The sequence below is a fragment of the Rhizobium sp. ERR 942 genome, from assembly GCF_007828395.1.
Lineage (GTDB): Bacteria > Pseudomonadota > Alphaproteobacteria > Rhizobiales > Rhizobiaceae > Rhizobium > Rhizobium dioscoreae.
Genome location: NZ_VIUA01000001.1, coordinates 737,355 through 763,108, shown reverse-complemented (window position 1 = coordinate 763,108; position 25,754 = coordinate 737,355). Strand labels below are relative to the sequence as shown.

24 protein-coding genes are annotated in these 25,754 nt (G+C 59.3%); 13 read left to right on the top strand and 11 right to left on the bottom strand.

What is annotated here, in order from left to right:
- Nucleotides 1-253: 253 nt before the first annotated feature.
- The gene (gene carA / locus FBZ97_RS03715) at nt 254-1,462 is read left to right on the top strand and encodes a glutamine-hydrolyzing carbamoyl-phosphate synthase small subunit (protein WP_145317573.1); all 1,209 of its coding nucleotides are present in this window, start codon (nt 254-256) and stop codon (nt 1,460-1,462) included.
- Nucleotides 1,463-1,577: 115 nt separating this feature from the next.
- On the opposite strand, the gene FBZ97_RS03710 is transcribed toward carA, so the two are convergent.
- The 4 genes from FBZ97_RS03710 to FBZ97_RS03695 form a co-directional block, all read right to left on the bottom strand.
- The gene (locus tag FBZ97_RS03710) at nt 1,578-2,150 is read right to left on the bottom strand and encodes an EVE domain-containing protein (protein ID WP_113351878.1); all 573 of its coding nucleotides are present in this window, start codon (nt 2,148-2,150) and stop codon (nt 1,578-1,580) included.
- Between the two features lie 92 nt (nt 2,151-2,242).
- Complete coding sequence (locus tag FBZ97_RS03705) at nt 2,243-3,640, bottom strand: MATE family efflux transporter (protein WP_113388901.1); 1,398 nt, start codon at nt 3,638-3,640, stop codon at nt 2,243-2,245.
- A gap of 148 nt (nt 3,641-3,788) precedes the next feature.
- Nucleotides 3,789-5,045 carry a TCR/Tet family MFS transporter gene (locus FBZ97_RS03700; RefSeq protein ID WP_113332327.1) on the bottom strand — a complete coding sequence of 419 codons (1,257 nt, stop codon included), beginning with the start codon at nt 5,043-5,045 and terminating at the stop codon, nt 3,789-3,791.
- Between the two features lie 159 nt (nt 5,046-5,204).
- Entirely contained in the window at nt 5,205-6,116 is a 912-nt protein-coding gene (locus FBZ97_RS03695) for a LysR family transcriptional regulator (RefSeq protein ID WP_113332273.1), read from the bottom strand.
- Nucleotides 6,117-6,237: 121 nt separating this feature from the next.
- Here FBZ97_RS03695 and FBZ97_RS03690 point away from each other — a divergent pair, with 121 nt between their 5' ends.
- The gene (locus FBZ97_RS03690) at nt 6,238-7,230 is read left to right on the top strand and encodes an aldo/keto reductase (RefSeq protein WP_145316583.1); all 993 of its coding nucleotides are present in this window, start codon (nt 6,238-6,240) and stop codon (nt 7,228-7,230) included.
- A gap of 51 nt (nt 7,231-7,281) precedes the next feature.
- Here the strand turns inward: FBZ97_RS03690 and FBZ97_RS03685 are convergent, their stop codons facing one another.
- Nucleotides 7,282-8,205, bottom strand: a complete 924-nt coding sequence (locus FBZ97_RS03685; RefSeq protein ID WP_145316581.1) for a neutral zinc metallopeptidase — start codon at nt 8,203-8,205, stop codon at nt 7,282-7,284.
- A gap of 93 nt (nt 8,206-8,298) precedes the next feature.
- Complete coding sequence (locus FBZ97_RS03680; RefSeq protein ID WP_145316579.1) at nt 8,299-8,790, bottom strand: DUF2306 domain-containing protein; 492 nt, start codon at nt 8,788-8,790, stop codon at nt 8,299-8,301.
- Nucleotides 8,791-8,875: 85 nt separating this feature from the next.
- Between FBZ97_RS03680 and FBZ97_RS03675 the strand changes: the two genes are divergently transcribed.
- The 4 genes from FBZ97_RS03675 (at nt 8,876) to FBZ97_RS03660 (ending at nt 15,172) form a co-directional block, all read left to right on the top strand.
- Nucleotides 8,876-9,697 (top strand): LytTR family DNA-binding domain-containing protein, encoded by an 822-nt coding sequence (locus tag FBZ97_RS03675; protein ID WP_145316578.1) that lies wholly within the window; start codon nt 8,876-8,878, stop codon nt 9,695-9,697.
- Nucleotides 9,698-9,869: 172 nt separating this feature from the next.
- The gene (gene carB / locus FBZ97_RS03670) at nt 9,870-13,355 is read left to right on the top strand and encodes a carbamoyl-phosphate synthase large subunit (protein WP_145316576.1); all 3,486 of its coding nucleotides are present in this window, start codon (nt 9,870-9,872) and stop codon (nt 13,353-13,355) included.
- A 254-nt stretch (nt 13,356-13,609) separates the two neighbouring features.
- Nucleotides 13,610-14,086, top strand: coding sequence for a transcription elongation factor GreA (gene greA / locus FBZ97_RS03665; protein WP_069612629.1), 477 nt, complete (start codon nt 13,610-13,612; stop codon nt 14,084-14,086).
- A gap of 6 nt (nt 14,087-14,092) precedes the next feature.
- Nucleotides 14,093-15,172 carry a glycosyltransferase family 4 protein gene (locus FBZ97_RS03660; protein WP_113351871.1) on the top strand — a complete coding sequence of 360 codons (1,080 nt, stop codon included), beginning with the start codon at nt 14,093-14,095 and terminating at the stop codon, nt 15,170-15,172.
- A gap of 9 nt (nt 15,173-15,181) precedes the next feature.
- Here the strand turns inward: FBZ97_RS03660 and FBZ97_RS03655 are convergent, their stop codons facing one another.
- Genes FBZ97_RS03655 through FBZ97_RS03645 form a run of 3 tightly spaced genes read right to left on the bottom strand, consistent with a single transcriptional unit; the run spans nt 15,182 to nt 17,532 of the window.
- A complete protein-coding gene (locus tag FBZ97_RS03655; protein ID WP_145317570.1) occupies nt 15,182-16,096 on the bottom strand; it encodes a glycosyltransferase family 92 protein in 915 nt (304 codons plus the stop codon).
- A gap of 55 nt (nt 16,097-16,151) precedes the next feature.
- Nucleotides 16,152-17,060 carry a glycosyl transferase gene (locus tag FBZ97_RS03650; RefSeq protein ID WP_145316574.1) on the bottom strand — a complete coding sequence of 303 codons (909 nt, stop codon included), beginning with the start codon at nt 17,058-17,060 and terminating at the stop codon, nt 16,152-16,154.
- Between the two features lie 4 nt (nt 17,061-17,064).
- The gene (locus FBZ97_RS03645) at nt 17,065-17,532 is read right to left on the bottom strand and encodes an Lrp/AsnC family transcriptional regulator (RefSeq protein WP_015340578.1); all 468 of its coding nucleotides are present in this window, start codon (nt 17,530-17,532) and stop codon (nt 17,065-17,067) included.
- Nucleotides 17,533-17,770: 238 nt separating this feature from the next.
- Here FBZ97_RS03645 and trxB point away from each other — a divergent pair, with 238 nt between their 5' ends.
- The 5 genes from trxB (at nt 17,771) to FBZ97_RS03620 (ending at nt 22,789) form a co-directional block, all read left to right on the top strand.
- The gene (gene trxB / locus FBZ97_RS03640) at nt 17,771-18,745 is read left to right on the top strand and encodes a thioredoxin-disulfide reductase (protein WP_095435379.1); all 975 of its coding nucleotides are present in this window, start codon (nt 17,771-17,773) and stop codon (nt 18,743-18,745) included.
- Between the two features lie 23 nt (nt 18,746-18,768).
- Entirely contained in the window at nt 18,769-19,665 is an 897-nt protein-coding gene (locus FBZ97_RS03635; protein ID WP_092711607.1) for a LysR family transcriptional regulator VtlR, read from the top strand.
- 564 nt (nt 19,666-20,229) lie between these two features.
- Nucleotides 20,230-20,523: a metalloregulator ArsR/SmtB family transcription factor gene (locus FBZ97_RS03630; RefSeq protein ID WP_069612851.1), complete on the top strand. Its 294-nt coding sequence runs from the start codon at nt 20,230-20,232 to the stop codon at nt 20,521-20,523.
- A 150-nt stretch (nt 20,524-20,673) separates the two neighbouring features.
- Complete coding sequence (locus FBZ97_RS03625; RefSeq protein ID WP_145316572.1) at nt 20,674-21,786, top strand: alkene reductase; 1,113 nt, start codon at nt 20,674-20,676, stop codon at nt 21,784-21,786.
- Between the two features lie 199 nt (nt 21,787-21,985).
- Complete coding sequence (locus tag FBZ97_RS03620; protein WP_145316570.1) at nt 21,986-22,789, top strand: aminoglycoside phosphotransferase family protein; 804 nt, start codon at nt 21,986-21,988, stop codon at nt 22,787-22,789.
- Nucleotides 22,790-22,791: 2 nt separating this feature from the next.
- On the opposite strand, the gene FBZ97_RS03615 is transcribed toward FBZ97_RS03620, so the two are convergent.
- Complete coding sequence (locus FBZ97_RS03615; RefSeq protein ID WP_246661690.1) at nt 22,792-23,775, bottom strand: SDR family oxidoreductase; 984 nt, start codon at nt 23,773-23,775, stop codon at nt 22,792-22,794.
- Between the two features lie 92 nt (nt 23,776-23,867).
- Between FBZ97_RS03615 and FBZ97_RS03610 the strand changes: the two genes are divergently transcribed.
- Together FBZ97_RS03610 and FBZ97_RS03605 are read left to right on the top strand one after the other, a co-directional pair.
- Nucleotides 23,868-24,782 carry a LysR family transcriptional regulator gene (locus FBZ97_RS03610; protein WP_145316566.1) on the top strand — a complete coding sequence of 305 codons (915 nt, stop codon included), beginning with the start codon at nt 23,868-23,870 and terminating at the stop codon, nt 24,780-24,782.
- Between the two features lie 2 nt (nt 24,783-24,784).
- Nucleotides 24,785-25,300 carry a GrpB family protein gene (locus FBZ97_RS03605; protein ID WP_145317567.1) on the top strand — a complete coding sequence of 172 codons (516 nt, stop codon included), beginning with the start codon at nt 24,785-24,787 and terminating at the stop codon, nt 25,298-25,300.
- On the opposite strand, the gene FBZ97_RS03600 is transcribed toward FBZ97_RS03605, so the two are convergent.
- A complete protein-coding gene (locus FBZ97_RS03600; protein ID WP_092711617.1) occupies nt 25,297-25,578 on the bottom strand; it encodes a DUF2188 domain-containing protein in 282 nt (93 codons plus the stop codon). The two genes, FBZ97_RS03605 and FBZ97_RS03600, sit on opposite strands and share 4 nt — an antisense overlap.
- Nucleotides 25,579-25,754 lie beyond the last annotated feature (176 nt).

Here is a 25,754-nt window from a genome sequence, read left to right as displayed (position 1 = left end):
TTATGTCATGTTGCTGTCTCTTAAACCAACAGTGCCGATCAACGCAATCGCGCCCGGAAGCCCGAATTCCCCATCAGGAAAGCGAAAGCGTGCATTGACCGGCTCGCCTTGTTTAGCTATGTCCATCACCTGCACATTAGATCGATAGGAAGATCTCAAGCCGCGACCTCGGTCGACGGCTGCACCTTGCTACAAACATGGCGGAACCGCCGGTCTCTTCAAGGCCGCGCCCGACGCCGGAAACGGGATGACTATGACCGCCACAGCCCCATGGACCACTGAAAAGCCGACCGCCCTCCTCGTTCTCGCGGATGGCACCGTGATCGAAGGCAAGGGTATCGGCGCGACCGGCAAGGTCCAGGCCGAAGTCTGCTTCAACACGGCGCTGACGGGTTATGAAGAGATCCTGACCGACCCCTCCTATCTCGGCCAGATCGTCACCTTCACCTTCCCGCATATCGGCAATGTCGGCACCAACGATGAAGATATCGAAGACCTGACACCGGCCGCCCGCCACGGTGCCGTCGGCGTCATCTTCAAGGCCGATATCACCGATCCCTCGAACTACCGTGCCGCCAAGCACCTCGACCAGTGGCTGAAGGCGCGCGGTATCATCGGTCTCTGCGGCATCGACACGCGTGCGCTGACCGCCTGGATCCGCGAGAACGGCATGCCGAATGGCGTGATCGCTCACGATCCGAACGGCGTCTTCGATATCGAGCAGCTGAAGGCGGACGCCAAGGCGTGGAGCGGTCTCGAAGGTCTCGACCTCGCCAAGGTCGCCTCCTCGGGTCAGTCGTCGCAATGGTCGCAGACGCCCTGGGTCTGGAACGAAGGCTATGGTGAACTCGGCGCCGACGACGCCAAGTACCATGTCGTCTGCCTCGATTACGGCGTCAAGCGTAACATTCTGCGCCTGTTTGCCGGCCTCGATTGCAAGGTCACCGTCCTGCCGGCGACGGCTTCGACGGATGACGTGCTTGGTCTCAAGCCGGACGGCATCTTCCTGTCCAACGGTCCCGGCGACCCGGCTGCGACGGGCGAATATGCCGTACCGGTCATCAAGGACCTGCTGAAGACCGAAATCCCGCTCTTCGGCATCTGCCTCGGCCATCAGATGCTTGGTCTGGCGCTCGGCGCCAAGACGGCGAAAATGCATCAGGGCCATCACGGCGCCAACCATCCGGTGAAGGACCACACGACGGGCAAGGTCGAAATCGTTTCGATGAACCACGGCTTCGCAGTCGACTCCAATTCGCTGCCGGAAGGCGTTGAGGAGACTCATATTTCGCTCTTCGACGGCAGCAATTGCGGCCTGCGCGTATCGGGCAAGCCGGTCTTCTCGGTGCAGCATCACCCTGAAGCGTCACCCGGCCCGCAGGATAGCCACTATCTTTTCCGCCGCTTCATCAACCTGGTGCGCGAGAAGAAGGGCGAAGAAGCCCTGGCCGAACGCGCCTGATAAAGCCGACCATCCAATCGCATGAGAAAGCCTCGGATTGGTATCAATCCGAGGCTTTCTTTTTGTGGATCAACTTGGGAGGTCTTTCGTCACATATGTTCATGCTTGCCAGAGCTCAGGCTTGCAGGCGGCGCTGCTTGACCACTTCGAGCTCGCTCATCAGGATTTCTTCGAGGAACTCGAAATCCGATTGTCCGAATTCAACGAAGCCGAATCTCAGCTTATAGCCCCAATTCTTGTCCTGGGTGAAATCAAGCCAGCCCAGGAGAGGACGGAGCGGCTGTTCGGGCGCATCAAGCCAATCCACATCCTTGCGATAAGCTTTTCCGCAACCCATCTCGGCGAGATAAGGCTCACCCTCACGGACAAAGCCGATAGCAGTGAAACTCTGAAAGCCGTCCCTCTCGCCCATCTTGACGGATGGGGAGTAGTAGACGATGCCGTCGCCCGGCTTGATGCGCTTCAAGGGGGCCCGCTTGCCATGATTCACTTGCATGAAGCCATGTTCGCGCCCAATGCGTACATGCTCAGCACTGGCCACAGCCAACCAATAGGACTTCTGCTCCGGCTCCGGTCGCCGGGACGAAGTGTTGGCGTGCGGCAGGAGGCGTACAGCTGCCCCCCGATTGATCTGGTCGTCCCGCGGGAAAAGCGCGACATCGTTACGATTACTTGCCTTGAATAACATGGTCGTCTCCCGTCTTTGGTATGTCACCAATATAGACGACCATGCTGTCAAGTTTTGTCAGTAGTCTCGCAACGCAACGAAGACCGTCGCTATCAAGCGGCAGCCTTCTCAGCCCGCACGAGAATGTAGAACCGGGCACAAAGCATCGCCGCCGCAGAAGCAAGGCCGAGCAGGAAGCCGAACCAGATGCCGATGCCGCCGAAGCCGAGCGGAAACGCCAGCAGCCAGGCGAGGAAGAAGCCGATCGGCCAATAGGCGATCAGCGCCAGGATCATAGGCACGCGCGCATCCTTCAGACCACGCAGCAGGCCGCTCGCAATCGCCTGCAGCCCATCGACGAGCTGGAAGAAGCCGGCGACGACAATCAGCGGTGCGGCAAAGGCAAGCACCTGCGAGGCCTCGGCCGAATGGACGTCCAGGAACCAGCTTGCCAGCCAGGATGGCACGGTTGCAAACAGGATGCTGCCGCAAACCGCAATGCAACTCGAAACGATGAGCACCACGATGGCCGCGCGCTTCAGGCCGAAATGATCGCCCTGGCCGTGCGCGACGCCGACGCGCACGGTCGCCGCCTGGCTGAGGCCGAGCGGGATCATGAAGGCGATCGAAGCCCACTGCAGCGCGATACCGTGGGCAGCAAGCTCGATCGTGCCGATCTGCCCCATCAGCAGCGATGCCGCGGTGAACAGGCTGACCTCAGCCAGAACCGTCACACCGATCGGAAAACCAAGCCGGATGACATCCCACAAAGCATGCCAGTCGGGCCGCCAGAATCGGGCGAAGATCTCGTAGCGCCGCGTTTCCTGGTGGGCCTGCACGTAACCGACGATGAAGAGAAATCCGGCCGTCTGCACGGCGACGGAGACAATGGCCGCGCCATGCAGCCCCATCGCCGGCAAGCCGAAATGTCCGAGCACCAGGATATAGGCCAGCACGGCATTCATGACCAGCATGGCGATGGTGACCTTGAGGATGATGCCGGCACGGCCGATGGCGCTGACCAACGCCCGGATGACATTGTAGAGCAGCCCCGGCAACACGGCGAAGTGGCCGATATCGATATAGCCGCTCGCCAATTTCGCGACGTCAGGCTTTTGTCCGGCCGCCAGCAGAATCTGTTCGGAATAGAAAAATGCCGGCTGCACCAACAACCAATAGGCCGTTACGACCCACAGGCCCATACGCAGCGCACGGCGCACCGAGGTAACGTCGCCTCTGCCATAGGCCTGTGCCACCAGCGGCATGACCGCGATGGAAAAGCCCGAACCGAAAACCAGGATCGTGAACAGGAACTGCGCGGAAAGCACCATTGCAGCAAGCTGCTCGGCGCCGAGCCGGCCGACGATCATCACGTCAGTGGTGTTGATGCCGAGCTGCGCCAATTGCGCGCCGATCAGCGGAATGCCCAGCGCAAGCGTTGCGCGAACATGTGCAGACCACGAATTATCATTGTCATGCGCGTAAGGGCGCGCAGGTACCGGCATATCCATAGCGAAGACTCGATCTTTAGAATCGCGCGGACCGCCCTACCCATGCGTGCGCGAGCCTGCCGCATTAACGCAACTTAGCTTAAAAAGCCAGCAGACAAGCCCATGATGCTAAAGAATTCATCGGAGCATCAAAATATCTGATGATTTTTTAGGCTGCCTCGCCCGCCTGTGATTGTGCGACCGCCTTCGGTTCCGTCTTGCGAACCTTCATCACAAGCACGACAAGCCCGCCGACCACCAGAATTGCGCTCATGATGAAGGGTGCACCGGCAAAAACGACGGGTGCGGTCGGCGCGGTATAATACTGAAACAGATAGGGAAACAGCACCGGCCCGATGATGGCAGTAATACTCGTCAGGCTACCGAGCGCTCCCTGCAATTCGCCCTGTGCGGAAGGCGGAACCTTGCTGGCTGCAATCGATCGCAAAGGCGCATCCGCCACGTTTTCGATGACAGTCAGGACGATAACCGCGTAAACCATCCATCCTTGCCATGAGAAGGCGTAACCGATCAGACCAAGACAGGAAAACACCATTCCGAGCACTGCGGTCTTCCACTCACCGAGCACAGGCACGAGCCGCGGCAGTACCAGACCCATGGCGATGGCGGCACCGATTCCATAGACGGCGAGCGAGAAGCCGATCTGCCCTTCGCTCCAGTCATAGCGATAGGAGGTGACGAAAGCCCATACGGCCGGATAGACGCCGTGCGCCAGCCAGTTCAGGAACATCACGACGCAGACCCAGCCGATGCCCTGGTAGCGGCGCATCTGTCTGAGCGCGCCGAACGGATTGGCGCGTGTGATCTCGAAGGGCCGGCGATGCTTGGCATCCAGCGTTTCCGGCAAGAGGAAATAGGCGCCGACGAAATTCAGGAAGGCCAGAGCCGCCGCGCCGTAGAAAGGCACGCGCGGCCCGAACTCGCCGAGGAAGCCGCCGATAACAGGCCCGAGCACGAAGCCGACGCCGAAAGCCATGCCGATCAGGCCGAAATTCTTCGCGCGGTTTTCGTCATTGCTGATATCGGCGATATAGGCCGAGCAGGTCGAGAAGCTTGCGCCGCTGATGCCGGCAAGAATGCGGCCAACGAACAGCATCCAGTAGGAGCCGGCAATCGCGCAGATGAAATTGTCGATGGCGAATGTCAGTACCGAAGCAAGCAGAAGCGGGCGGCGGCCGAAACGATCGCTCAGATTGCCGATTAACGGCGAAAACAGGAACTGCATGGCGGCATAGGCCAGCAGCAGCCAGCCACCCTCGGTCGCCGCCGTGCTGACCGAGGCACCGGTCAATTCCTCAAGATATTTCGGCATGACCGGCATGATGATCGCGATGCCGATGACGTCGAGGAAGAGAATGAGGAAGACGAGGAACAGGCCCCGACGGGCGAATTTCTGATCGATCATGGAGGTGCCTTCTGGCGGCTCCGTCTCGATGAAAGAGACAGAACGTGAACGAAAAACCGGAGCGTCCCCCATACATAAAGATTTTGGCGGAAACAATCCGTGAACGCTTCAATCTTATTGATTTATTGACCGGTTTTTTTGATCTTCGGCGCAAAGCGACTATCTGTCGCGACTGCGTTTCTGCTCGCGATTCAGGAAATCGACGAAGGCTCTGAGTGGCGCTGGCATGTGCCGCCTGCTGGCGTAATAGAGAAACGGACCGGAAAAGACCGTGTCCCACTCTTCGAGGATCGGCACCAGCTCCCCGCGGGCAATTTGCGGCTCAAGAAATTCCTTGAAGGTTCGGATGATACCCAAGCCGGCCGCGGCCGCGCTGCGTTCGATATCGATCGAATTCGTCGCAACGACCATCGGCGGGGCGATGAAGATCGTCTCGCCGTTTCTTTCGAACTCCCAGGGAACGACGGATCCGCTCAGGAAGCGATGACGGATGCAGCGATGCTCCAATATATCGCGCGGATGCCTCGGCGTGCCATTTGCCGCGAGGTAGGCCGGTGCCGCAGCCGTAACATAATACTGTTGCCGCGGCCCGATCGGCACGGCGATCATGTCCTTTTCCAGCCGCTCATCATAGCGAATACCGGCATCATAGCCAGCCGCCACGACGTCGATGAAACTATCCTCGGCAACGATTTCGACCGAGATCGCCGGATATTCCCTCAGGAAACGGCTGATGATATCGGGCATGACGACCATGGCAGCAACCGTCGGAACATTCAGCCGCAACGTTCCGCCGACGCTGTCGCGAAAGCTGTTGATGTCGTCGAGCGCGACGGCGATCTCGCTCATGGCCGGCGTCAGGCGCTCCATCAGCCGCTCTCCCGCCTCAGTCGGCGTGACGCTTCTCGTCGTGCGATTGAGCAGGCGCACCGCCAGCCGCTCCTCCAGCCGGCGAACCGCTTCGCTCAACGAGGAGGCGGAAACGCCGCGCCTGCGCGCTGCCTCACGAAAGCTGCGCTCGCGGGCGACGGCGGTAAAGGCGACCAGATCGGCCAGCGGCAAATCATCCATTGTACGAAATTCCAAACAACCCGTTTCGATTTACCTGGATTATCGCACAGGGATTGATGGAGTAAATATGACAATAGAAGCCATCGTGAGATGGCGCACGCCTTAGCCAAGGAGAAGCAGGATGGAAAAAACTCAACTGGGCAGGACGGGCCCGCAGGTATCGGCTCTGGGCCTCGGCTGCATGGGCATGTCCGGCATGTATGGCCCGTCCGATCGCACTGAGAGCATCGCCACCATCCATGCAGCGCTCGACGCCGGGATCAACCTGCTGGATACGGGTGATTTCTACGGCATGGGCCACAATGAGATGCTGATCGGCGAAGCCATCAAGGAATTGAAGCGGGATGATTTCCTGCTCAGCGTCAAGTTCGGCGCACTCCGCGATCCCTCCGGCGCATGGCTCGGTTACGATGCCCGGCCGGCGGCGATCCGGAATTTCGTCGCCTATTCGCTGCAGCGGCTCGGGGTCGATCACATCGATATCTACCGCCCTGCCCGTCTCGACCCGAACGTGCCAATCGAAGATCAGATCGGCGCGATATCGGATCTCATCAAGGCAGGCTACATCAGGCATATCGGCCTGTCGGAAGTCGGCGCTGACACCATCCGCCGCGCCGCTGCCATCCATCCGATCGTTGACCTGCAGATCGAATACTCGCTGATATCGCGCGGCATAGAAGACAAGATCCTGCCGACCTGCCGTGAATTAGGGATCGGCATCACCGCTTACGGCGTGCTTTCGCGCGGTCTCATCAGTGGCCACTGGCAGAAAGATAATGTCCAAAAGGGCGATTTCCGCACGATAAGTCCGCGCTTTCAGGCCGGAAACGTCGAAAAGAACCTGGAACTGGTCGAAGCTTTGCGCGGGATCGCCGAGGCGAAAGGCGCCAGCGTTGCACAGATCGCAATCGCCTGGGTCGCAGCTCAGGGCAAAGACATCGTCCCGGTCATCGGCGCCCGTCGCCGCGATCGCCTGACGGAAGCCTTGGGCGCGCGCTCGGTTGAATTGTCACAAGCCGATATGGCCGCAATCGAACGCGCGATCCCGAAAGACGCTGCAGCCGGCGGCCGTTATCCGGAAGCACAGCTGACGCATCTCGACAGCGAGAAATAATGCGCCAAAGGCTTGCCCGCTCGCCGGTATCACGGGAGCGGGCAAGCAAGATCAGACCGGATTATTCAGCGTATCGCAATCCGAGAGCTTGCCGGAATCAAAGCCCTGTTTGAACCACTTCACGCGTTGCGCCGACGTGCCGTGGTTGAAGCTGTCGGGAACGACATAGCCTTGCGTGCGCTTCTGCAGTGTGTCGTCGCCGATCTGCTGCGCCGCATTCAGCGCCTCTTCGAGATCGCCGGCCTGCAGGATGCCCTTCTGCTGGGTGAACTTGCCCCAGATGCCGGCGAAGCAGTCGGCCTGCAGCTCGATGCGCACCGACATCTTGTTGGCATCCACTTCGCTCATGTTGCGGCGGGCCTGATTAAATTTCGGCAGAATTCCGAGCAGGTCCTGCACATGGTGGCCGACCTCATGTGCGATCACATAGGCCTGCGCGAAATCGCCGGACGCGCCGAACTGATCCTTCATCTGCTGAAAGAAAGCCATGTCGAGATAGACCTTCTGATCGCTCGGGCAGTAGAACGGACCGGTAGCCGCGGAAGCCTGACCGCAGGCCGAAGGGAAGCTGCCGGAAAACAGCACGAGCTTCGGATCGGTATAGGTCTGACCCATTGATTTGAAGATGCCGGTCCAGGTGTCTTCCGTATCGGCAAGAACGGTCGCGACGAACTGCTTCATCTCGTCATTGGCCGGCTGCCCGCCTCCACCGCTGTTGGAGGTGCTCTGCTGATATCCGGAGCCGCCACCTTCCAGCATGCCGCTCTGCTGCAGCAGGCCGATGACATCGACGCCCATGGCCCTCAGGATCAGGAAGATCACGATAAGCACGATAATGGTGCGGAAGCTCAAGCCACCGCCACCGATCCCTCCGCCCGGAAACCGGAAGCCGCCGCCACCTATCCCGCCGCCCATCGGCGATGAGCCGCGTTCGTCTTCGATATTGTCGGATTGCCGACGCCCCTTCCAATCCATAGTGCACCTCCTGGCGATGCCTAAAATCAAAGTCCCTTGAGGCATTTATATATCCAGGATGTGTAACAAAGCCAGTTGGCTATCGACAGAACATCAGTTTAAACGCCGTCGCCGCCATATTTCTTTGGACATGGGCCATAAAAGCGCGATGGCTATACCTGCCGCGACCAGAAATGGCGCTGTTTCATCTCCATCGAAGGCCACCTTGTTGATTATCCGCCCCGGAAGAAAGGTAAAAGCTCCGGCACCCACGATGCCACCGAAGTAAAGGCCTCTGACGATGCGCTTATGCGCGTCAATATTGTGCTTGCGGGCATTGGCGATCGCTCCCCAGCAACCGAAGAGAACGAATGTGGAGAGCAGGTGGATGGGACTGAAGCCGTAGAACATGTTGATCTGATGGATGAAAAAGCTCGATAGCGCCGTCACCACCATCAGGACCAACCAAATCTTGCCCAGCAGGCGATGTCTTGGCGTTCCCTTGGGCCTGACAAGAAGATAGGCTCCAAGCAAGGCGGCCGGAACGACCGCCGCGACATGGATCTGGATCGCGATTGGGGCATCAAAAAGCGGCTCGAACGTCATGATCTCTATCCGGTTGAGTTTATCGAGCCTTTTCGCAATAGTACTGTTCTCTCAACCGAAATTGCGCGAAAGACGAGACATCTTCGTGGATCACACCCTTCTGCAATCCACGCTTCGCGAATTGCAGGTCATCCAGCGTTCACCGCGCTTCTGGGCGACCTTCGTTACGATCGTCCTGATCTTTGCCTTGACCGGACCGTATGGCACACTTGAAAGGCTGATGCCGGGAGCAAGACTGTGCTACTGGCTTGCGTTGCATGCCATGGCGTGGTCGATCGCGATCGTCTTCTCCATCGTCGCCGAAATTCTGCTGCGCGGACAAATAGCAAGCATGTTCGCAAGAATGATGATCGGTTCCATCGCCGCCGCATTGCCGATCGGCTTCGGCATCACACTCGTCGACTTTGCATTCTTCGGCACAATGCCCACGGTAGTCGGCAGCCTGCACCAGTCCCTCGGATCGGTACCCCTCTGCGCCCTCTTCTGTATTCTCGCCTACATGACGATGCATCGGCAGATAGCGATCGCAGCTGGAGGAACAGAGCTCGAGGAGACAGAAACACGATCCGTCGCGGCTGAGCATCAACCGCTGGCATCGCAGCCGCCGATTCTCCTGCGCCTGAAGCCGGAAAATCGGGGAGCGCTGATAAGGCTTACCGTTCGCGATCACTACACTGAGGTCGTCACAAGCCGTGGGCGCGAACTCATCCTGCTGCGCTTTGGCGATGCGCTTACGGAACTCGGCAATACTGAGGGTATCCGTCTGCACCGATCGCACTGGGTTGCGACGGATCATGTTGCCGGCCTGAAACGCGGCAACGGCAAGCTTTTCGTCGTCGCCCGCGACGGAATGGAGATGCCGGTCAGCCGTTCCTATGCCGAAGCCGTTCGGCGCCGTTTCGGCTGATGACGACGAAGCCGGCAGAATTCATGTCGATTCCGCCATTTATGGGGTTCCGTTTGCAAATACATTTGCCTATAAGCCGCTTCTAGCCTGAAAATATTGCCCATAGCGCCCCCGGCCGGTGACCTCCCACCCTGGCCGGTTTTTGGCGCAACGAAAAAACGGATGTGAGCCCATGCCGAAGCGCCAAGATATCAAATCGATCCTCATTATCGGTGCAGGACCGATTGTTATCGGACAGGCTTGCGAATTCGACTATTCGGGCACGCAGGCCTGCAAGGCGCTGCGAGAGGAAGGCTACCGCGTCATCCTCGTCAACTCCAACCCGGCAACGATCATGACCGATCCGGGTCTGGCGGATGCGACCTATGTCGAACCCATCACGCCCGAGGTCGCCGCCAAGATCATTGCCAAGGAGCGTCCGGACGCGCTGCTGCCGACCATGGGCGGCCAGACTGCACTCAATACCGCGCTGTCACTGAAGCGCATGGGCGTGCTCGACCGTTACAATGTCGAGATGATCGGCGCCAAGCCAGCCGCCATCGACATGGCCGAAGACCGCGCTCTCTTCCGCGAAGCCATGGCCCGCATCGGCCTCGAAACGCCGCGTTCCATGCTGGCAAACGCCACCGATATCAAGGACGCCGACCGCAAGACGCATGAGGCCGAGCGGAGCAAGCTGAAGGCATCTCTTTCTGGTCCTGAGCTCGACAAGGCGCTCGACGAACTGGAAAACCAGTGGAACCTCGGCGAAAGCGATCGCAAGCAGCGCTATATGAGCCACGCAATGGCAATTGCCGCGCAGGCACTCGATCATGTCGGCCTGCCCGCTATCATTCGCCCCTCCTTCACACTCGGCGGCACCGGCGGCGGTATTGCATACAACCGCTCGGAATTCTTCGAGATCGTCGGCGGTGGCCTCGACGCCTCGCCGACTACGGAAGTCCTGATCGAGGAATCGGTGCTCGGCTGGAAGGAGTATGAGATGGAAGTCGTCCGCGACAAGGCGGACAACTGTATCATCATCTGCTCGATCGAAAACATCGACCCGATGGGCGTTCACACCGGCGACTCGATCACGGTCGCTCCCGCGCTGACGCTGACGGACAAAGAATACCAGATCATGCGCAACGCCTCGATCGCGGTTCTGCGCGAAATCGGCGTCGAAACCGGCGGCTCGAACGTACAGTTTGCCGTCAATCCGAAGGACGGCCGCCTCGTCGTCATCGAAATGAACCCGCGCGTGTCGCGTTCCTCCGCGCTTGCCTCGAAGGCCACCGGCTTCCCGATCGCCAAGGTCGCCGCCAAGCTCGCTGTCGGCTACACCCTGGACGAACTCGAAAACGATATCACCGGCGGCGCAACCCCGGCATCCTTCGAGCCGTCGATCGACTACGTTGTCACCAAGATCCCGCGCTTCGCCTTTGAAAAATTCCCCGGCGCCTCCCCGGTTCTGACCACGGCGATGAAGTCGGTCGGCGAAGTCATGGCAATCGGCCGTACCTTCGCGGAATCGCTGCAGAAGGCGCTACGCGGCCTCGAAACCGGCCTGACCGGTCTGGACGAGATCGAGATCCCCGGCATCGAGGAAGGCGAAGGCAGCCAGAACGCCATTCGCGCCGCCATCGGCACGCCGACGCCGGACCGTCTGCGTATGGTCGCCCAGGCGCTGCGCCAGGGCATGAGCATCGAAGAGGTGCATGAAGGCTGCAAGATCGACCCATGGTTCCTCGAGCAGCTGAAGAACATCGTCGATATGGAAGAGCGCATCCGCGAGCACGGCCTGCCGCAGGATGCCGCCAACCTGCGCATGCTGAAAGCCATGGGCTTCTCCGACGCACGTCTGGCGACGCTGACTGGCAAGCGCCCGAAGGAAGTAGCCGAACTCCGCAATTCGCTGAACGTCCGCCCGGTCTTCAAGCGCATCGATACCTGCGCCGCCGAATTCGCCTCACCGACGGCCTATATGTACTCGACCTATGAGACGCCCTTCGTCGGCGCCGCTCGTTCCGAAGCGCAGGTTTCCGACCGCAAGAAGGTCGTCATCCTCGGCGGCGGCCCGAACCGTATCGGACAGGGTATCGAGTTCGATTATTGCTGCTGCCATGCCGCCTTCGCGCTGAAGGATGCCGGCTATGAAGCGATCATGATCAACTGCAACCCGGAAACGGTTTCGACCGATTACGATACGTCGGATCGTCTCTATTTCGAGCCGCTGACCGCGGAAGATGTTATCGAAATCTTGCGCGCGGAGCAGGAAAAGGGCGAAGTCGTCGGCGTCATCGTCCAGTTCGGCGGCCAGACCCCGCTGAAGCTCGCCGAAGCCCTGGAAAAGAATGGTATCCCGATCCTCGGCACCGCTCCTGACGCGATCGACCTTGCCGAAGACCGCGACCGCTTCCAGAAGCTCTTGATGAAGCTCGATCTCAACCAGCCGAACAACGGCATTGCCTACTCCGTCGAGCAGGCACGCCTCATTGCCTCCGAAATCGGCTTCCCGCTGGTCGTGCGTCCGTCCTATGTTCTCGGCGGCCGCGCCATGCAGATCATCCATTCGGAAGGTCAGCTGCAGGGCTACCTGCTCGACACGGTCCCAGAACTGGTGCCGGAAGACATCAAGCAGCGCTACCCGAACGACAAGACCGGCCAGATCAACACGCTGCTCGGCAAGAACCCGCTGCTCTTCGACAGCTATCTGACCAACGCCATCGAAGTCGACGTCGATTGCCTGTCCGATGGCACGGACGTCTACGTCGCCGGCATCATGGAACATATCGAAGAGGCCGGCATCCATTCGGGCGACTCCGCCTGCTCGCTGCCCCCTCGCACGCTCTCCGCAGCCATGATCGACGAACTCGAGCGCCAGGCGAAAGCAATGGCCAAGGCTCTGAATGTCGGCGGCTTGATGAACGTGCAGTTCGCCATCAAGGACGACACGGTCTACGTGCTCGAAGTGAACCCGCGCGCCTCGCGTACCGTGCCCTTCGTCGCCAAGACCATCGGCGCGCCGATCGCCAAGATCGCCGCGCGCGTCATGGCCGGCGAGAAGCTGGATGCGACCTTTGCCGCCTATGGCGAAAAGCCCGATCCGCGCAAGCTGAAGCATATCGCCGTCAAGGAAGCCGTCTTCCCCTTCGCGCGTTTCCCCGGCGTCGACACTCTCCTCGGCCCGGAAATGCGCTCGACCGGCGAAGTCATCGGCCTCGATACGGATTTCGCGCTCGCCTTCGCCAAGTCGCAGCTCGGCGCCGGCGTGGAACTGCCGCGTGACGGAACGGTTTTCGTCTCGGTTCGCGACGATGACAAGCCCCGCGTGCTACCCGCCATCCGCATGCTGGCCGAACAGGGCTTCAAGGTGCTCGCAACCGGCGGAACCCAGCGCTATCTAGCCGAAAACGGCATTGAAGCGACCAAGATCAACAAGGTCCTTGAGGGACGTCCGCATATCGAGGACGCGATCCGCAACCGCCAGGTCCAGCTCGTCATCAACACGACCGACAGCAACAAGGCGATCTCGGATTCGAAGTCACTGCGCCGCGCGACGCTGATGCAGAAAGTGCCCTACTACACCACCATGGCCGGCGCCGAAGCCGCCGCCATGGCGATCAAGGCGCTGAAGGCCGGAAACCTCGAAGTTCAGCCGCTGCAGAGCTATTTCTGAAGCAGCTGATTCGACAATAAGGAGCGTGAGCAGGATAGCCGGCTCACGTTCGTTGCGGCCCCGACAGCCGATCGAATGGTGAGGGAGCTTCAACAGGAGCTTTTCCTTAAACCTTCGAATTTTCTGGCATTCGTCTGTCGCAATCTGCTATAGATGACAGAATAACGGCTCTGGATGGTTCCGAAGTACCCCTTCGGGACCTGTTTTCTTTTGTGTCTGCAGCAGAGCAACACAGGGAGTGAAGGACAAGAAAAATGGTTGAAAAGGTACCGATGACGCAGAACGGGTTCGTCAAGCTGCAGGAAGAGCTGCGCTGGCGTCAGCAGGAAGAGCGCCCGCGAATCATCGAGGCAATTGCAGAAGCGCGCGCCCACGGCGATCTCTCTGAAAATGCCGAGTACCATGCCGCCAAGGAAGCTCAGAGCCATAATGAAGGCCGCATCACAGAGCTGGAAGATCTCACGGCGCGTGCCGAAGTCATCGATCTCACCAAGATGTCCGGCTCGAAGATCAAGTTCGGCGCCAAGGTCAAGCTCGTCGACGAAGACACCGAGGAAGAAAAGATCTACCAGATCGTCGGCGATCAGGAAGCCGATGTGAAGGCCGGCCGCATCTCCATCTCCTCCCCGATCGCCCGCGCCCTGATCGGCAAGGAAGTCGGCGATTCCATCGAGGTCAATGCACCCGGTGGCGCCAAGGCTTACGAAATCCTCTCCGTCTCCTGGGGCTGATCGCCCGTGCGCGATCGCGAGACAGCGCATGCGAGCGATCTCCGTGAGATCGAAATCATAGCAACGAATTTCAAACGCCGGCTTTCCGGCGTTACGTCTACGATCGTGCAGCTCATCCCCAAGCAGGTCGAGCTCGGCTATCATATCGCCACACTCGGCCCTGGCCTGCCGGAAAACCTGCCAAGGCTCGGTTGGCTCCGCCTGCCCGGTCTCTGGATGAAGCCGCGCCGCTATCGCCTCCGCGTTTGGCATGCCCGCCGCAACAACGAAATGCTTGTGGGTTTGCTGCTGCGCTCCGTTCTGCGCATGCGCCTGAAGCTTGTCTTCACCTCCGCAGCCCAGCGCCGCCACACTGGCTACACACGCTGGTTGATCCGCCGCATGGATGCCGTGATCGCCACCAGCACGCGCTCGGGCAGCTTTCTCGAAGTGCCGCACACCGTCATCCAGCACGGCGTCGACCTCAACAGCTTCCATCCGCCGGAAAAGCCTGACGACCGCATGGCCGCAACCGGCCTGCCCGGCACCTATCTGATCGGCTGCTTCGGCCGCGTCCGCCATCAGAAGGGCACGGATCTCTTCGTCAAGGCGATGATCGAGCTGTTGCCGCGCCATCCGGACTGGACCGCCGTCGTCTGCGGCCGCGTGACAGCTGAGCACCGCAGTTTTGGCGAGCAGCTGGAAAAGATGGTGGCCGATGCAGGTCTCACCGATCGTATCCGCTTCATGGGCGAAGTCGACGATATCAAACCCTGGTATCGCCGCGCCACCCTCTACGTCGCCCCTTCCCGCAACGAGGGTTTTGGCCTGACACCGTTGGAAGCCATGGCCTCCCGCACCGCTGTCGTCGCCTCTGATGCCGGCGCCTATGCCGAAATGATCGTACCGGGCGAAACAGGCGCCGTGGTGCCGGCGGGCGATGGCGAGGCCCTGACTAGAGCGATCGCCTTCTATCTTGCCAATCCAGAGGAAACCCTTCGCCAGGGCGAAAATGCCGTGCGCCATGTGCGCAGCGAGTTCGCTTTGGAAAAGGAAGCGACCGCTATCGGCGAGGTCTACAAGCGGCTGCTTGGCGCCAACAAGTGAACGGACCGATCAGCGGCTAAGATCAATATGGTTGCGCTCGATGAATTCGATCATCGAACGATCCTCCATCATGTCTTCCTCGATGCTTTTGACGATGGACAAGACCTTGTCCCGATATTTGGTCACACTGCTGTCATAGGTCCAACCCCGCGCCAGCTTCTCCATCAGCTCCTGCCGGGATTTTGTATAGTAGTGGTTCAGCTGCAGAAATCGGTTTGAATAGAACTCAGGGGACTTGCGTGCACGCCGAGTAAACCGCTTGCCGGCGTCATTGGCTGTCAGATCGCCATAGGCACGCGTCTGGAACTGGTGCACACTGACTTCGGTGACTTCGCATGGATCAACGATGCATTTGAAATTGCTGACATTTTCCTTTGCTGTCATCGGATCGGCGCCGCGCATCGTATAATTCAACGTCAAAGGTCCGTCCGGCGGTGTCTCATGGCCGCTGGTCGCAAACATATGCCAGGGCAGCGAGACATTCGGGAAATCGCCGACGACCTCCAGCGCCTGCTCGACCGTCGCGGCGTCCTTCGGCAGCAGGAATTCGTCGACATCGATGAACGCCATCCAACGATAATCGCCGCCAAAATTCAGGATCGCATGGGCGAAGGTGATGACCTGGCCATTCAGTACCGCTGATGTCGCCGCATCGCGCATGCGCCCAGCCCAGGGAATAATCGTCAAAGCATCTTCAGAGAGCAGGCTTCGAAGAAGCAAGCAGGTCTCGTCCGTCGAGTCATTATCATAGATATAGAAGTGGCGAATGCCGACTGCCTGATGGAAGCGCACCCATTCTTCGATATAACGGGCCTCGTTCTTCACGCAGGCGGCAATGGCAATGCCATGGCGCCCTGCCCTTGGCTCCGGCGGATCGATGGACAGCTTCTTGGCGTCGGACGCCTTGGGTTTCAGCCAGCGCATAAGCTTCATTCCATCGACCCTAATTTCACAGCAGCCTCGCCGACTCCATCGAAGATCACGCCCGCGGCTTCAATGCAAACCTGTCGTCGTAACCAAAATCATATTTGAGCAATGCCGAAATGCGGGAGTAGTTGACGAAAGAGACGCCGCGCTCGGCTGCGATCTGCCGCGCAAGCACCAGATGCTCGATGATACGACTCTCTGCCCGCGCAATGCCGGAGAACGCCATGTCGCTAGGCGTCTCATAAAAGCGCGGCTCGCCGGCATTGGATATATCGATCCCCAGGAAGCCGACCTGCTGCTTTGCGCAATAAAGGGCAAATTGCAGGGCCGAGACGGCGACGGACCCACCCAAAAACACTCCTCGGTCCGGCGAAAGCGAAAAACCCGCCGACCCCTCGGTATTCAATCGTACATATTGCAGTTTCTTGAGGTCGTCGACCGAACGGCGGCGAGCACCATAGGGCTTGCGGATATCGTCGATCAGGATGATGGTCTTGTCCGCCAGCCAGCTTTTGTCGATCTCGCAAAGCGCACGCAGCACCGCCACGGAAAACAGGCAAAGAGAACCAGGAGCCACCTTCTCGCGCAGCATGTCGAGATGTCGCCAGACGAAACGCTCATCCTCGACGGCAATTGCTAAAGGCTCGCCGATCCGGTCGCCAGACAAGCCGATGGCACCGTTCAAAAGAATGGCACTGCGGAATTCCAGACCACTCAGATCGCAATCGCGAATTGATGGACCCGAGCCGACGATGTAGATCGCATCGCCGCAGCGTTCGCGCAGACGGTCCATGCCGGCAAGGCTCGCAACCTTGGCGCCCCGGTAAAGCACCTCGCTAACATTCTGGCTGCGGACGATGCTGAGCCCCGGGAACCAGTCCTGCACATGAGCCCGCGAGCCGCCTAGAAAGAGGCGCACACCGGATTTGATCAGCGACCGATGCCAGGGGCGATCCGCCATTCGCCTAGAGCTCCACCAGGCCGAGCTTTTTGACTTGCCGAATGGTCAGCATGGTGCGCACGGTGTCGACATGTTCATTCGCCGTCAGAACTTCGATGACGAAATCCTGGAAACGAGTGAGATTTTCCGCAACGCAGTGCAGCAGGAAATCACTGTCGCCGGACACCATCCATGCCTGCCGAACCAGAGGCCATGCCGAAGTTGCGCTGGCAAAAGCCTTGAGGTTCGCTTCCGACTGATGCTTGAGGCCGACCATGCAGAAAGCCACGAGATCGAAGCCCAGTTTCGGGCTGTTCAGCATGGCGTGATAGCCTTCGATAACGCCAGCCTCTTCCAGCTTGCGCACGCGGCGCAGACATGGCGGCGCCGAAATGCCGACCCTGTCTGCGAGCTCGACGTTGGTCATGCGTCCGTCCCGCTGGAGTTCCCGCAGAATCTTGATATCGATGGCATCGAGCTCAGCGCGAAGCACTTTCTTGCCTTTCTTTAATTCCCCCTCGCCAGCTTCTATATAAGGCAGGAAAATACGCAAGAAAGTTTCTCTCGCGTAGTTGATTCTTACACAAAGCAGATTTGCTCTGTGTGTAATGCAAGGCTGCCCTTGAATAAATGCATAAGGCAATCATAAATGAAGCCGCGGATCGCGAAATCGCCTGCTTTGCGCGCTTGAAGCCGCGGTTTCCCAATCGCCGAAATTGAAAGGACTGACTATGCCTGCCCGCCACACAAAGGTGCTCATCATCGGTTCCGGCCCAGCCGGTTACACCGCGGCGGTTTACGCCGCGCGCGCGATGCTGCAGCCGGTTCTGATCGCTGGTCTCGAACAGGGCGGCCAGCTGATGATCACGACCGATGTCGAGAACTATCCGGGCTTTGCCGATCCTATCCAGGGACCATGGCTGATGGAGCAGATGCTTCAGCAGGCACAGCATGTCGGCGCCGAAATCGTCAACGACCTCGTGACCGAAGTCGATACCAGCAAGCGTCCTTTCGTTGCCCATACAGATAGCGGCCAAGTCTGGACCGCCGACACGCTCATCATTGCCACCGGCGCCAAGGCGAAATGGCTGGGTATCGAGAGCGAACAGCATTTCCAGGGCTTCGGCGTCTCCGCCTGCGCCACCTGCGATGGCTTCTTCTACCGCAACAAGGACGTGATCGTGGTCGGCGGCGGTAACAGCGCCGTTGAAGAGGCGCTCTATCTCTCCAACATCGCCAAATCGGTGACCGTGGTGCATCGCCGCGATACTTTCCGTTCGGAAAAGATCCTGCAGGAGCGCCTGTTCGCCAAGGCAAACGTCAAGATCCTCTGGAATACTGAGGTTGCCGAAATCACCGGCACGCCCGCCAAGCCGCCGATGCCGCCATCGGTCACGGGCGCACGCCTGCGCGATGCGCGTACCGGCGCCATCACGGAAATGCCGATCGACGGTGTCTTCGTTGCCATCGGCCATGCGCCGGCGACCGAGCTCTTCAAGGGCAAATTGAAACTCAAGGACAATGGCTATCTCTGGACCGCTCCCGATTCGACCGCGACCAGCGTCGAAGGCATCTATGCCGCGGGTGATGTGACCGACGATACATTCCGCCAGGCGATCACGGCAGCCGGGATGGGCTGCATGGCCGCGCTTGAGGCGGAACGCTATTTGACCGGGCACATGCCCGTCGCCGTGGCTGCGGAGTGATGCAGCCGATGAGGGGAAACGGCATGCCATTGGATTGGGATAAGCTGCGTATCTTTCACGCGGCTGCCGAAGCGGGTTCATTCACGCATGCGGCCGACAAGTTGCACTTGTCTCAATCCGCCATTAGCCGGCAGGTCAGCGCTCTCGAGCAAGACGTTGGCATCAAGCTTTTCCACCGCCATGCGCGCGGCCTCATCCTGACCGAACAGGGTGAGCTGCTCTATCGCACGGCCCATGACGTTTTGCTGAAGCTCGAAACGGTCAAGATGCAATTGACCGAAACGACCGACAAGCCGAGCGGCAAGCTGCGCGTGACGACCACCGTCGGTCTCGGCCAGGGCTGGCTCACCGACAAGATCCAGGAATTCCTGCAGCTCTATCCGGACATGCAGATCCAGCTGATCCTCGACAACGAGGAGCTGGATGTGAACATGCGCCACGCGGACTGCGCCATCCGTCTGCGCCAGCCGCAGCAATCGGATCTCATCCAGCGCAAGCTCTTCACCGTGCACATGCACGTCTATGCGGCCCCCTCCTATATCAACCGCTACGGCGAGCCGCAGTCGGTGGAGGATCTGGACGAACATCGCATCATCAGCTTCGGCGAGCCGGCACCAAACTACCTGCTCGACGTCAACTGGCTGGAGATCGCCGGCCGGTCTTCGGACAACAAGCGCGTGCCGCACCTGCAGATCAACAGCCAGACGTCGATCAAGCGCGCCTGCCTGCTTGGTATCGGCATCGCGGTATTGCCTGACTATATCGTCGGCCGCGACCCCGGCCTCATTCAGCTTGCCATCAATGCCGACGTGCCGTCCTTCGACACCTATTTCTGCTATCCCGACGAGATGAAGAACGCGGCCAAGCTCAAGGTTTTTCGTGATTTTATTGTCGCGAAGGCTCGTAACTGGAACTTCTGACGAAAGTAAGTCACTGATAACGAACTCTTTTTACGGCTAGTATATCAGCCACGCATATGATGCATAGCTGATATGCACAAATGAGAGTTGAAGCCTGCCCATTTAACTACCATATCGGACATAGCTGATGCACACGGTGGCTTTTCCTCCCAGTTCCACCGCATTGGCTGTTCCCCTCTGGAGGTTTTTGACCTTCATACCTATAGGGCCCTGGTTCACTCCGGAGGCCCTTTTTTTTGCCCTTTTGTCGCCGACGTAGCAAACGCATAACTGCCATGCACAAAAAAGCATTGCGCACTGCACAAATTAGCATCATAACGCACTCAGCTGATGCACACGGTGGCTTTTCCTCCCAGTTCCACCGCATTGGCTGTTCCCCTCTGGAGGTTTTGACCTTCACACCTATAAGGGCCCTGGTTCATTCCGGTGGCCCTCTTTTTTTGCCTAATTTCTAAGCACGCACGTCGACGGCCTTGCCGAAAATAATCTTCAGCGTCGCCCTTGATATATCGAAAATCGTCGATACATAAATCGCAATTATTCGATATTCATATGGTGAACGCCATGGACAAGAACGAGATATTGAAGGCTCTGGCCCACCCGGCCCGGCTCGAAATCCTCAATCACCTCAAAGATCCGCACACCCATTTCCCGACCCAGGAGCACCCGTTGGAGCTCGGCGTCTGCGCTAGCCAGTTCGAGCGCTGTGGCCTGTCGCAATCGACCGTCTCAGCGCATCTCGGCACGCTGCATCGCGCCGGCCTGGTGACGACGCGGCGCCTTGGCCAGTGGATTTTCTACAAGCGGAACGAGGAAACGATCGCCGAATTCCTCGCGGCCATGCAGAAGGAACTCTGAAAATGTCTGCTGCGCTCCCTGTATTTGCGCCCATGTCCCCCATCACCGACGCAATCTTCCCCAAGAAGCTGCTGCCTTAACCACCGTAGTTCTTCGGACCTGGCGATCGCCTCGTCCTGATTTCCCTGCCCCCAATAGAAAGGACGATCCATGACCAAATTATTCGAACCGACGAAGCTGGGTGATATTTCCATCGCCAATCGCATCGTCATGGCACCTCTGACGCGCAATCGCTCGCCGAATGCAGTGCCGAATGAACTGAACGTCAAATACTACGCCCAGCGCGCCACTGCCGGCCTGATCATCACCGAAGCAACGGCGATTACCCATCAGGGTCAGGGCTACGCCAACGTTCCCGGCCTCTACAGCAAGGAAGCGCTCGATGGCTGGAAGAAGGTGACCGACGCCGTGCATGCCAACGGCGGCAAGATCGTCGTGCAGATGTGGCATGTCGGTCGTATCTCCCATACAACCCTGCAGCCGAATGGTGGCAAGCCGGTCTCGTCGACCTCCAAGCGCGCTGAGAATTCGAAGACCTATCTGGTCAACAGTGACGGCACCGGCGGCTTTGCCGATGTTTCCGAACCGCGCGCGCTAGAAACCTCGGAAATCCCGGGCATCATCGAGGATTACCGCAAGGCGGCCCGCGCCGCGATCGATGCCGGCTTTGACGGTGTCGAGATTCATGGCGCCAACGGCTACCTGATCGACCAGTTCCTGCGCGGCAATGTCAACGACCGCACCGACCAGTATGGCGGCGCAATCGAGAACCGCGCGCGTTTCCTGTTCGAAGTGGTCGATGCCGTCACCAAGGAAGTCGGTGCCGGCCGCACGGCGATCCGCATCTCGCCTGTCACGTCATCCGGCGACGCCAGCGATCCGGCCCCGCAGCAGCTCTTCACCTATGTCGTCGAAGGCCTGGCAAGGTACGGCCTCGCCTATATCCATGTCATCGAGGGCCAGACCGGCGGCAAGCGTGACTCCCTGCCTTTCGATTACGATGCCCTGCATGCAGCCTATAAGGCCGCAGGCGGCAAGGCCGGCTGGATGGTCAACAATGCCTATACCCGCGAGATGGCGATCGAAGCCGTCGACAGCGGCAAGGCCGATGTCGTTGCCTTCGGCAAGCCGTTCATCTCCAATCCGGATCTCGTCCGCCGCCTGAAGGAAAACGCACCGCTCGCTCAATGGGACCAGGCAACGCTCTATGGCGGCGGCGCCAAGGGTTACGCCGACTATCCGACGCTCGACGAAGCGGCTTAATTAGCGATCCATCTCGCAGGCAGCGCCTTCGCGCGTGGCCAGGCCCGAAAAACCATATTCAACGCCTGCAAAGTGCCCTCGCGACGAACCGTTGCGAGGGCTTTTCTATACCAGCGCTTGAAAACAGAGGCGACACAACCGAGATAATTAGGCGTACCAATCGCGAAATCATGATACCAACACATAGCAAAACCGACATATGTTTGATCTCTATATAGACCGTTGGTCGCTGACGCCGGACGGCGATCCCATCATCACCCATTCGAGCCATCTTCTTCCGGTCATCTGGCGGGATAAGCCCGCCATGATCAAGGTTGCGCAAAATATCGACGAGAAATTCGGCAATCGCGTGCTGCGCTGGTGGGATGGCGAAGGCGCCGCCTTCGTCTACGAACATGATGACGATGCAGCCCTTATGGAGCGGGCAACCGGGGCAGGCTCCCTGCTCACCATGGCGATGCAGGGAGAAGACGACGAGGCAAGCCGGATCATGTGTCGTACGGCTGCGAAGCTGCATGCACGGAAGGCCAAGCCGCTACCGTCGGATCTCGTCCCGCTGGATCGCTGGTTTCGGGAGCTTGAACCGGCGGCGCGCATCCATGGCGGCATGCTCGCTGCCTGTGCCGAGGTGGCCGCGCGGCTTCTGGCGGATCAACGCGACCAGACGATTTTGCACGGGGACATCCATCACGAGAACATTCTCGACTTCGATCCTCGCGGCTGGCTCGCAATCGATCCCAAGCGGGTCTACGGCGAACGCGGGTTCGATTTCGCTAATATCTTCTGCAATCCCGAGCTGCCCACCGTCACGAAGCCAGGCCGCCTGCAACGGCAATTGCCGATCGTCTGTTCCGAAGCGGGTCTCGAACCAAAACGCCTGCTGCAATGGATCATTGCCTATGCGGGGCTTTCAGCAACGTGGTTCTTGAGCGATGGCGACACCAAGAATGCGGATTCGGATTTCACCGTCGCCGGTATCGCCTTCGCCGAACTCAATGCCTGACATTAGGCTGATGCCGCCGGCAGGCAACCGATCGACGCTAGGCTGCTGCGAATGGCTTCATCGATCGGCGTATGCGGCTCTTCGCCGAGCGCAGCCACCAGCCTGTCGTTCCGCATCTGCAGCGGCACATCCCAGAGATAGCTCATCTCGCGCAGTTCCCGCATGAATGTCACGAACGGAGAGGCTAGCGGTACTATCCACCAGGGAAACGATTTCACCTTCACCTTGTGTCCAACGACGCGCTGCACGGCTTCAATCATCTGTCTGCCGTCGCCATCCCAATGACCGCGCATATGATAGACGGCGAAAGCCGGCAGCTCGTCGCCCTTCTCGATCAGCCGCATCATGGTCTCGGCAACATCGGGCAGATAGGCCCATTGATGGCCGACACCGCGCTTGCCTGGATAGGTCATTGAAGTAATCGCCTTACCCGGCGTCACCATGGCCTGCGAAAACCAGCTATTGGCCCGAGAGCCGCCGAAGAAATCGCCGGCGCGAACGATGATAACAGGCGTACCGCCCTGCTCCGCCGCCGCCCGCAGGCGCCGTTCCATCTGCACGCGGATAGCGCCTTTGCGGGTCTTCGGCCGTTGCGCGCTATCTTCCGTGACATTCGGGAAAACATCGGGACCGAAATTGTAAACCGTACCGGGCAGCACGATCCGCGCACCGACCGCCTTAGCGGCGGCAATGGTGTTATCGAGCATCGGCAGGACGACCTTGCCCCAATTGCGATAGCCGGGCGGGTTGACCGCATGCACGATGACATCCGCACCTTGCGCCGCCTTCAGAACATCATCCGCCTGCATGGCATCGCCCTGGAACCAGTCGAACTTCGGCTGGCGGCGAGCCGCCTCGGCCGCATTGCGGTTCAGCGCCCGGATGCGCCAGCCGCGAAGGGCAAGCCCTTGCGCGACAGCACCGCCAATGCCGCCGGTCGCGCCGAGTATCAGGGCCGTCTTCGTGCTTTCCTTATTGTTGCTCATCGTCATCTCCATCGGTTTCGATGGGCTGACTATGCTTGGTATCGGCGATAAACGAAATTGCTGAAAAATCTGCAGATGATATACATAAATATATGACGTCGCTATCTGAACCAAGCTGGGATTTCTATCGCACCTTTCTTGCCGTGCTGGAGCACGGCTCGCTGTCGGCCGCTGCCCGCGAACTCGGCCTGACACAGCCGACGGTCGGCCGTCATATCGACGCCTTGGAACAATCGGTGGGTGCGGAGCTGTTCACTCGTTCGCAACAGGGGCTGTTGCCGACCGACACCGCCCTCGTTCTGAAACCTTATGCCGAGACTTTGGCGAGCACGACCGCCGCACTGTTGCGCGCGGCCTCCGGCTCGAAGGACAAGGTCAGCGGAACAGTGCGCGTCAGCGCGAGCGAAGTCATCGGCACGGAAGTGCTGCCGCCGATCCTTGCCAAGTTGCAGGCAATCTATCCCGACCTGATCGTCGAGCTTTCAGCCTCCGATACGGTGGAAGATCTGCTGCAGCGTGAGGCCGATATCGCCGTGCGCATGGTCGCACCGGCGCAAGAAGCACTACTCGCTCGGCGTATCGGCATCATCTCTCTCGGCCTCTTCGCCCATCGCGACTATATCGAGCGGTACGGCAAGCCCGAAACCCTCGAGGAACTGCATCGGCACAAGCTCATCGGCTTCGATCGCCAGACTGCCTATATACGCATGATGCTGAAGCGTTATCCGATGCTCGACGGCGCTTCCTTCAGCTTTCGTTCGGATCACAGCATCGCGCTCCACAATGCGCTGCGCGCCGGCATCGGCATCGGTTTCTATCAGATCCCCTTGGCAAGCCGCGATCCAAACCTCGTGCAGATATTGCCAGAGATAAAGGTGGAGATCGACACCTGGATCGTCATGCATGAAAATCTGAAGACATCGCCACGCTGCCGCGTGACATTCGATGCCCTGGTGACGGGTTTGCTTGATTACATCAAGGAAAACAACGTGGAGAATGGATTTTGACCATGGGAACAGCGGTGGAACTTGTGCCGTACGACCCATGCTGGCCAGGGGATTTCGAACGCATCCGCGAAAAGCTCGAACGATTGCTGGCGCCCTATGTCGTGACGATCGAACATATCGGCAGCACATCCATTCCCGGGATCGCCGCAAAACCGCTCATCGACATCGATATCATCTTGCACAGCTCAGCCGATGTGCCTGCGGCGACCCAGATTCTTCTGCGGGAGAATTACGAACCGCGTGGCAATCGCTATGACGACGATGTCTGGGCCTTCATGCGGCGCGACGGCAGGCCGCCGGAGCGCGTCTATCTCTGCCCGCCGAACAACCGGACCCATGAGCGCAGGGTGATCTTTCGCGATTATCTTCGAGCACATCCCGCAGAAGCGACAGCCTACGCCGCGCTGAAATTGGAACTCGCCGAAATGCATCGACATGATAGCGATCGCTACACTGCCGAGAAACGTCGCTTCGTCGACGCGATTGTCGAAAAGGCAACCGGCCAGCGGCAGAGCTAGGCGCCTGGAGCTGTATCGACCGGCGGAAAATGCATCTGGCCGTCGATGACTTCCGTTTCCGGTCGGTCACCGCCGTCGGCATATTCCTCATGCCATTTGCCGCTCTCGTCCTGCCAGCTGATTTCGGCTGAATCTCCCCCGATTTGCTGTTCCGCCGCCACGATCCTCGCGGCCTCCACCGCCTCGGAATGTGTTGGAAACGCTTCCGAATAAACGTCACGGAAGCGATAAGCCCACCCACCGTCATGCGGCACGATTTCGTAAACGACCTTGACCATTCAGACCCTCCTTCTCATCTGCCAAGACCTTCGAACCGGACGTTGCCGGCAGAATCGCGTGCATCTGAGACGGGTTCGAGGATGCCGCGACATTGTGATTGGGCAGACCTGTCCGCATAGTATTCCATTAAACCGCGTTAACTGCAAATTTCGCCCTCCTCCCCGCAAGCTTGATG

Coding starts and splice junctions, on each gene's coding strand:
- FBZ97_RS03710 (WP_113351878.1), bottom strand. CDS start 2,150: ATGTTATTCAAGGCAAGTAATCGTAACGATGTCGCGCTTTTCCCGCGG.
- FBZ97_RS03625 (WP_145316572.1), top strand. CDS start 20,674: ATGACCAAATTATTCGAACCGACGAAGCTGGGTGATATTTCCATCGCC.
- carA (WP_145317573.1), top strand. CDS start 254: ATGACCGCCACAGCCCCATGGACCACTGAAAAGCCGACCGCCCTCCTC.
- FBZ97_RS03605 (WP_145317567.1), top strand. CDS start 24,785: ATGGGAACAGCGGTGGAACTTGTGCCGTACGACCCATGCTGGCCAGGG.
- FBZ97_RS03615 (WP_246661690.1), bottom strand. CDS start 23,775: ATGAGCAACAATAAGGAAAGCACGAAGACGGCCCTGATACTCGGCGCG.
- greA (WP_069612629.1), top strand. CDS start 13,610: ATGGTTGAAAAGGTACCGATGACGCAGAACGGGTTCGTCAAGCTGCAG.
- FBZ97_RS03685 (WP_145316581.1), bottom strand. CDS start 8,205: ATGGATTGGAAGGGGCGTCGGCAATCCGACAATATCGAAGACGAACGC.
- FBZ97_RS03650 (WP_145316574.1), bottom strand. CDS start 17,060: ATGGCGGATCGCCCCTGGCATCGGTCGCTGATCAAATCCGGTGTGCGC.
- FBZ97_RS03655 (WP_145317570.1), bottom strand. CDS start 16,096: ATGCGCTGGCTGAAACCCAAGGCGTCCGACGCCAAGAAGCTGTCCATC.
- FBZ97_RS03630 (WP_069612851.1), top strand. CDS start 20,230: ATGGACAAGAACGAGATATTGAAGGCTCTGGCCCACCCGGCCCGGCTC.
- FBZ97_RS03635 (WP_092711607.1), top strand. CDS start 18,769: ATGCCATTGGATTGGGATAAGCTGCGTATCTTTCACGCGGCTGCCGAA.
- FBZ97_RS03690 (WP_145316583.1), top strand. CDS start 6,238: ATGGAAAAAACTCAACTGGGCAGGACGGGCCCGCAGGTATCGGCTCTG.
- FBZ97_RS03700 (WP_113332327.1), bottom strand. CDS start 5,045: ATGATCGATCAGAAATTCGCCCGTCGGGGCCTGTTCCTCGTCTTCCTC.
- FBZ97_RS03705 (WP_113388901.1), bottom strand. CDS start 3,640: ATGGATATGCCGGTACCTGCGCGCCCTTACGCGCATGACAATGATAAT.
- FBZ97_RS03620 (WP_145316570.1), top strand. CDS start 21,986: ATGTTTGATCTCTATATAGACCGTTGGTCGCTGACGCCGGACGGCGAT.
- FBZ97_RS03695 (WP_113332273.1), bottom strand. CDS start 6,116: ATGGATGATTTGCCGCTGGCCGATCTGGTCGCCTTTACCGCCGTCGCC.
- FBZ97_RS03600 (WP_092711617.1), bottom strand. CDS start 25,578: ATGGTCAAGGTCGTTTACGAAATCGTGCCGCATGACGGTGGGTGGGCT.
- FBZ97_RS03680 (WP_145316579.1), bottom strand. CDS start 8,790: ATGACGTTCGAGCCGCTTTTTGATGCCCCAATCGCGATCCAGATCCAT.
- FBZ97_RS03610 (WP_145316566.1), top strand. CDS start 23,868: ATGACGTCGCTATCTGAACCAAGCTGGGATTTCTATCGCACCTTTCTT.
- carB (WP_145316576.1), top strand. CDS start 9,870: ATGCCGAAGCGCCAAGATATCAAATCGATCCTCATTATCGGTGCAGGA.
- trxB (WP_095435379.1), top strand. CDS start 17,771: ATGCCTGCCCGCCACACAAAGGTGCTCATCATCGGTTCCGGCCCAGCC.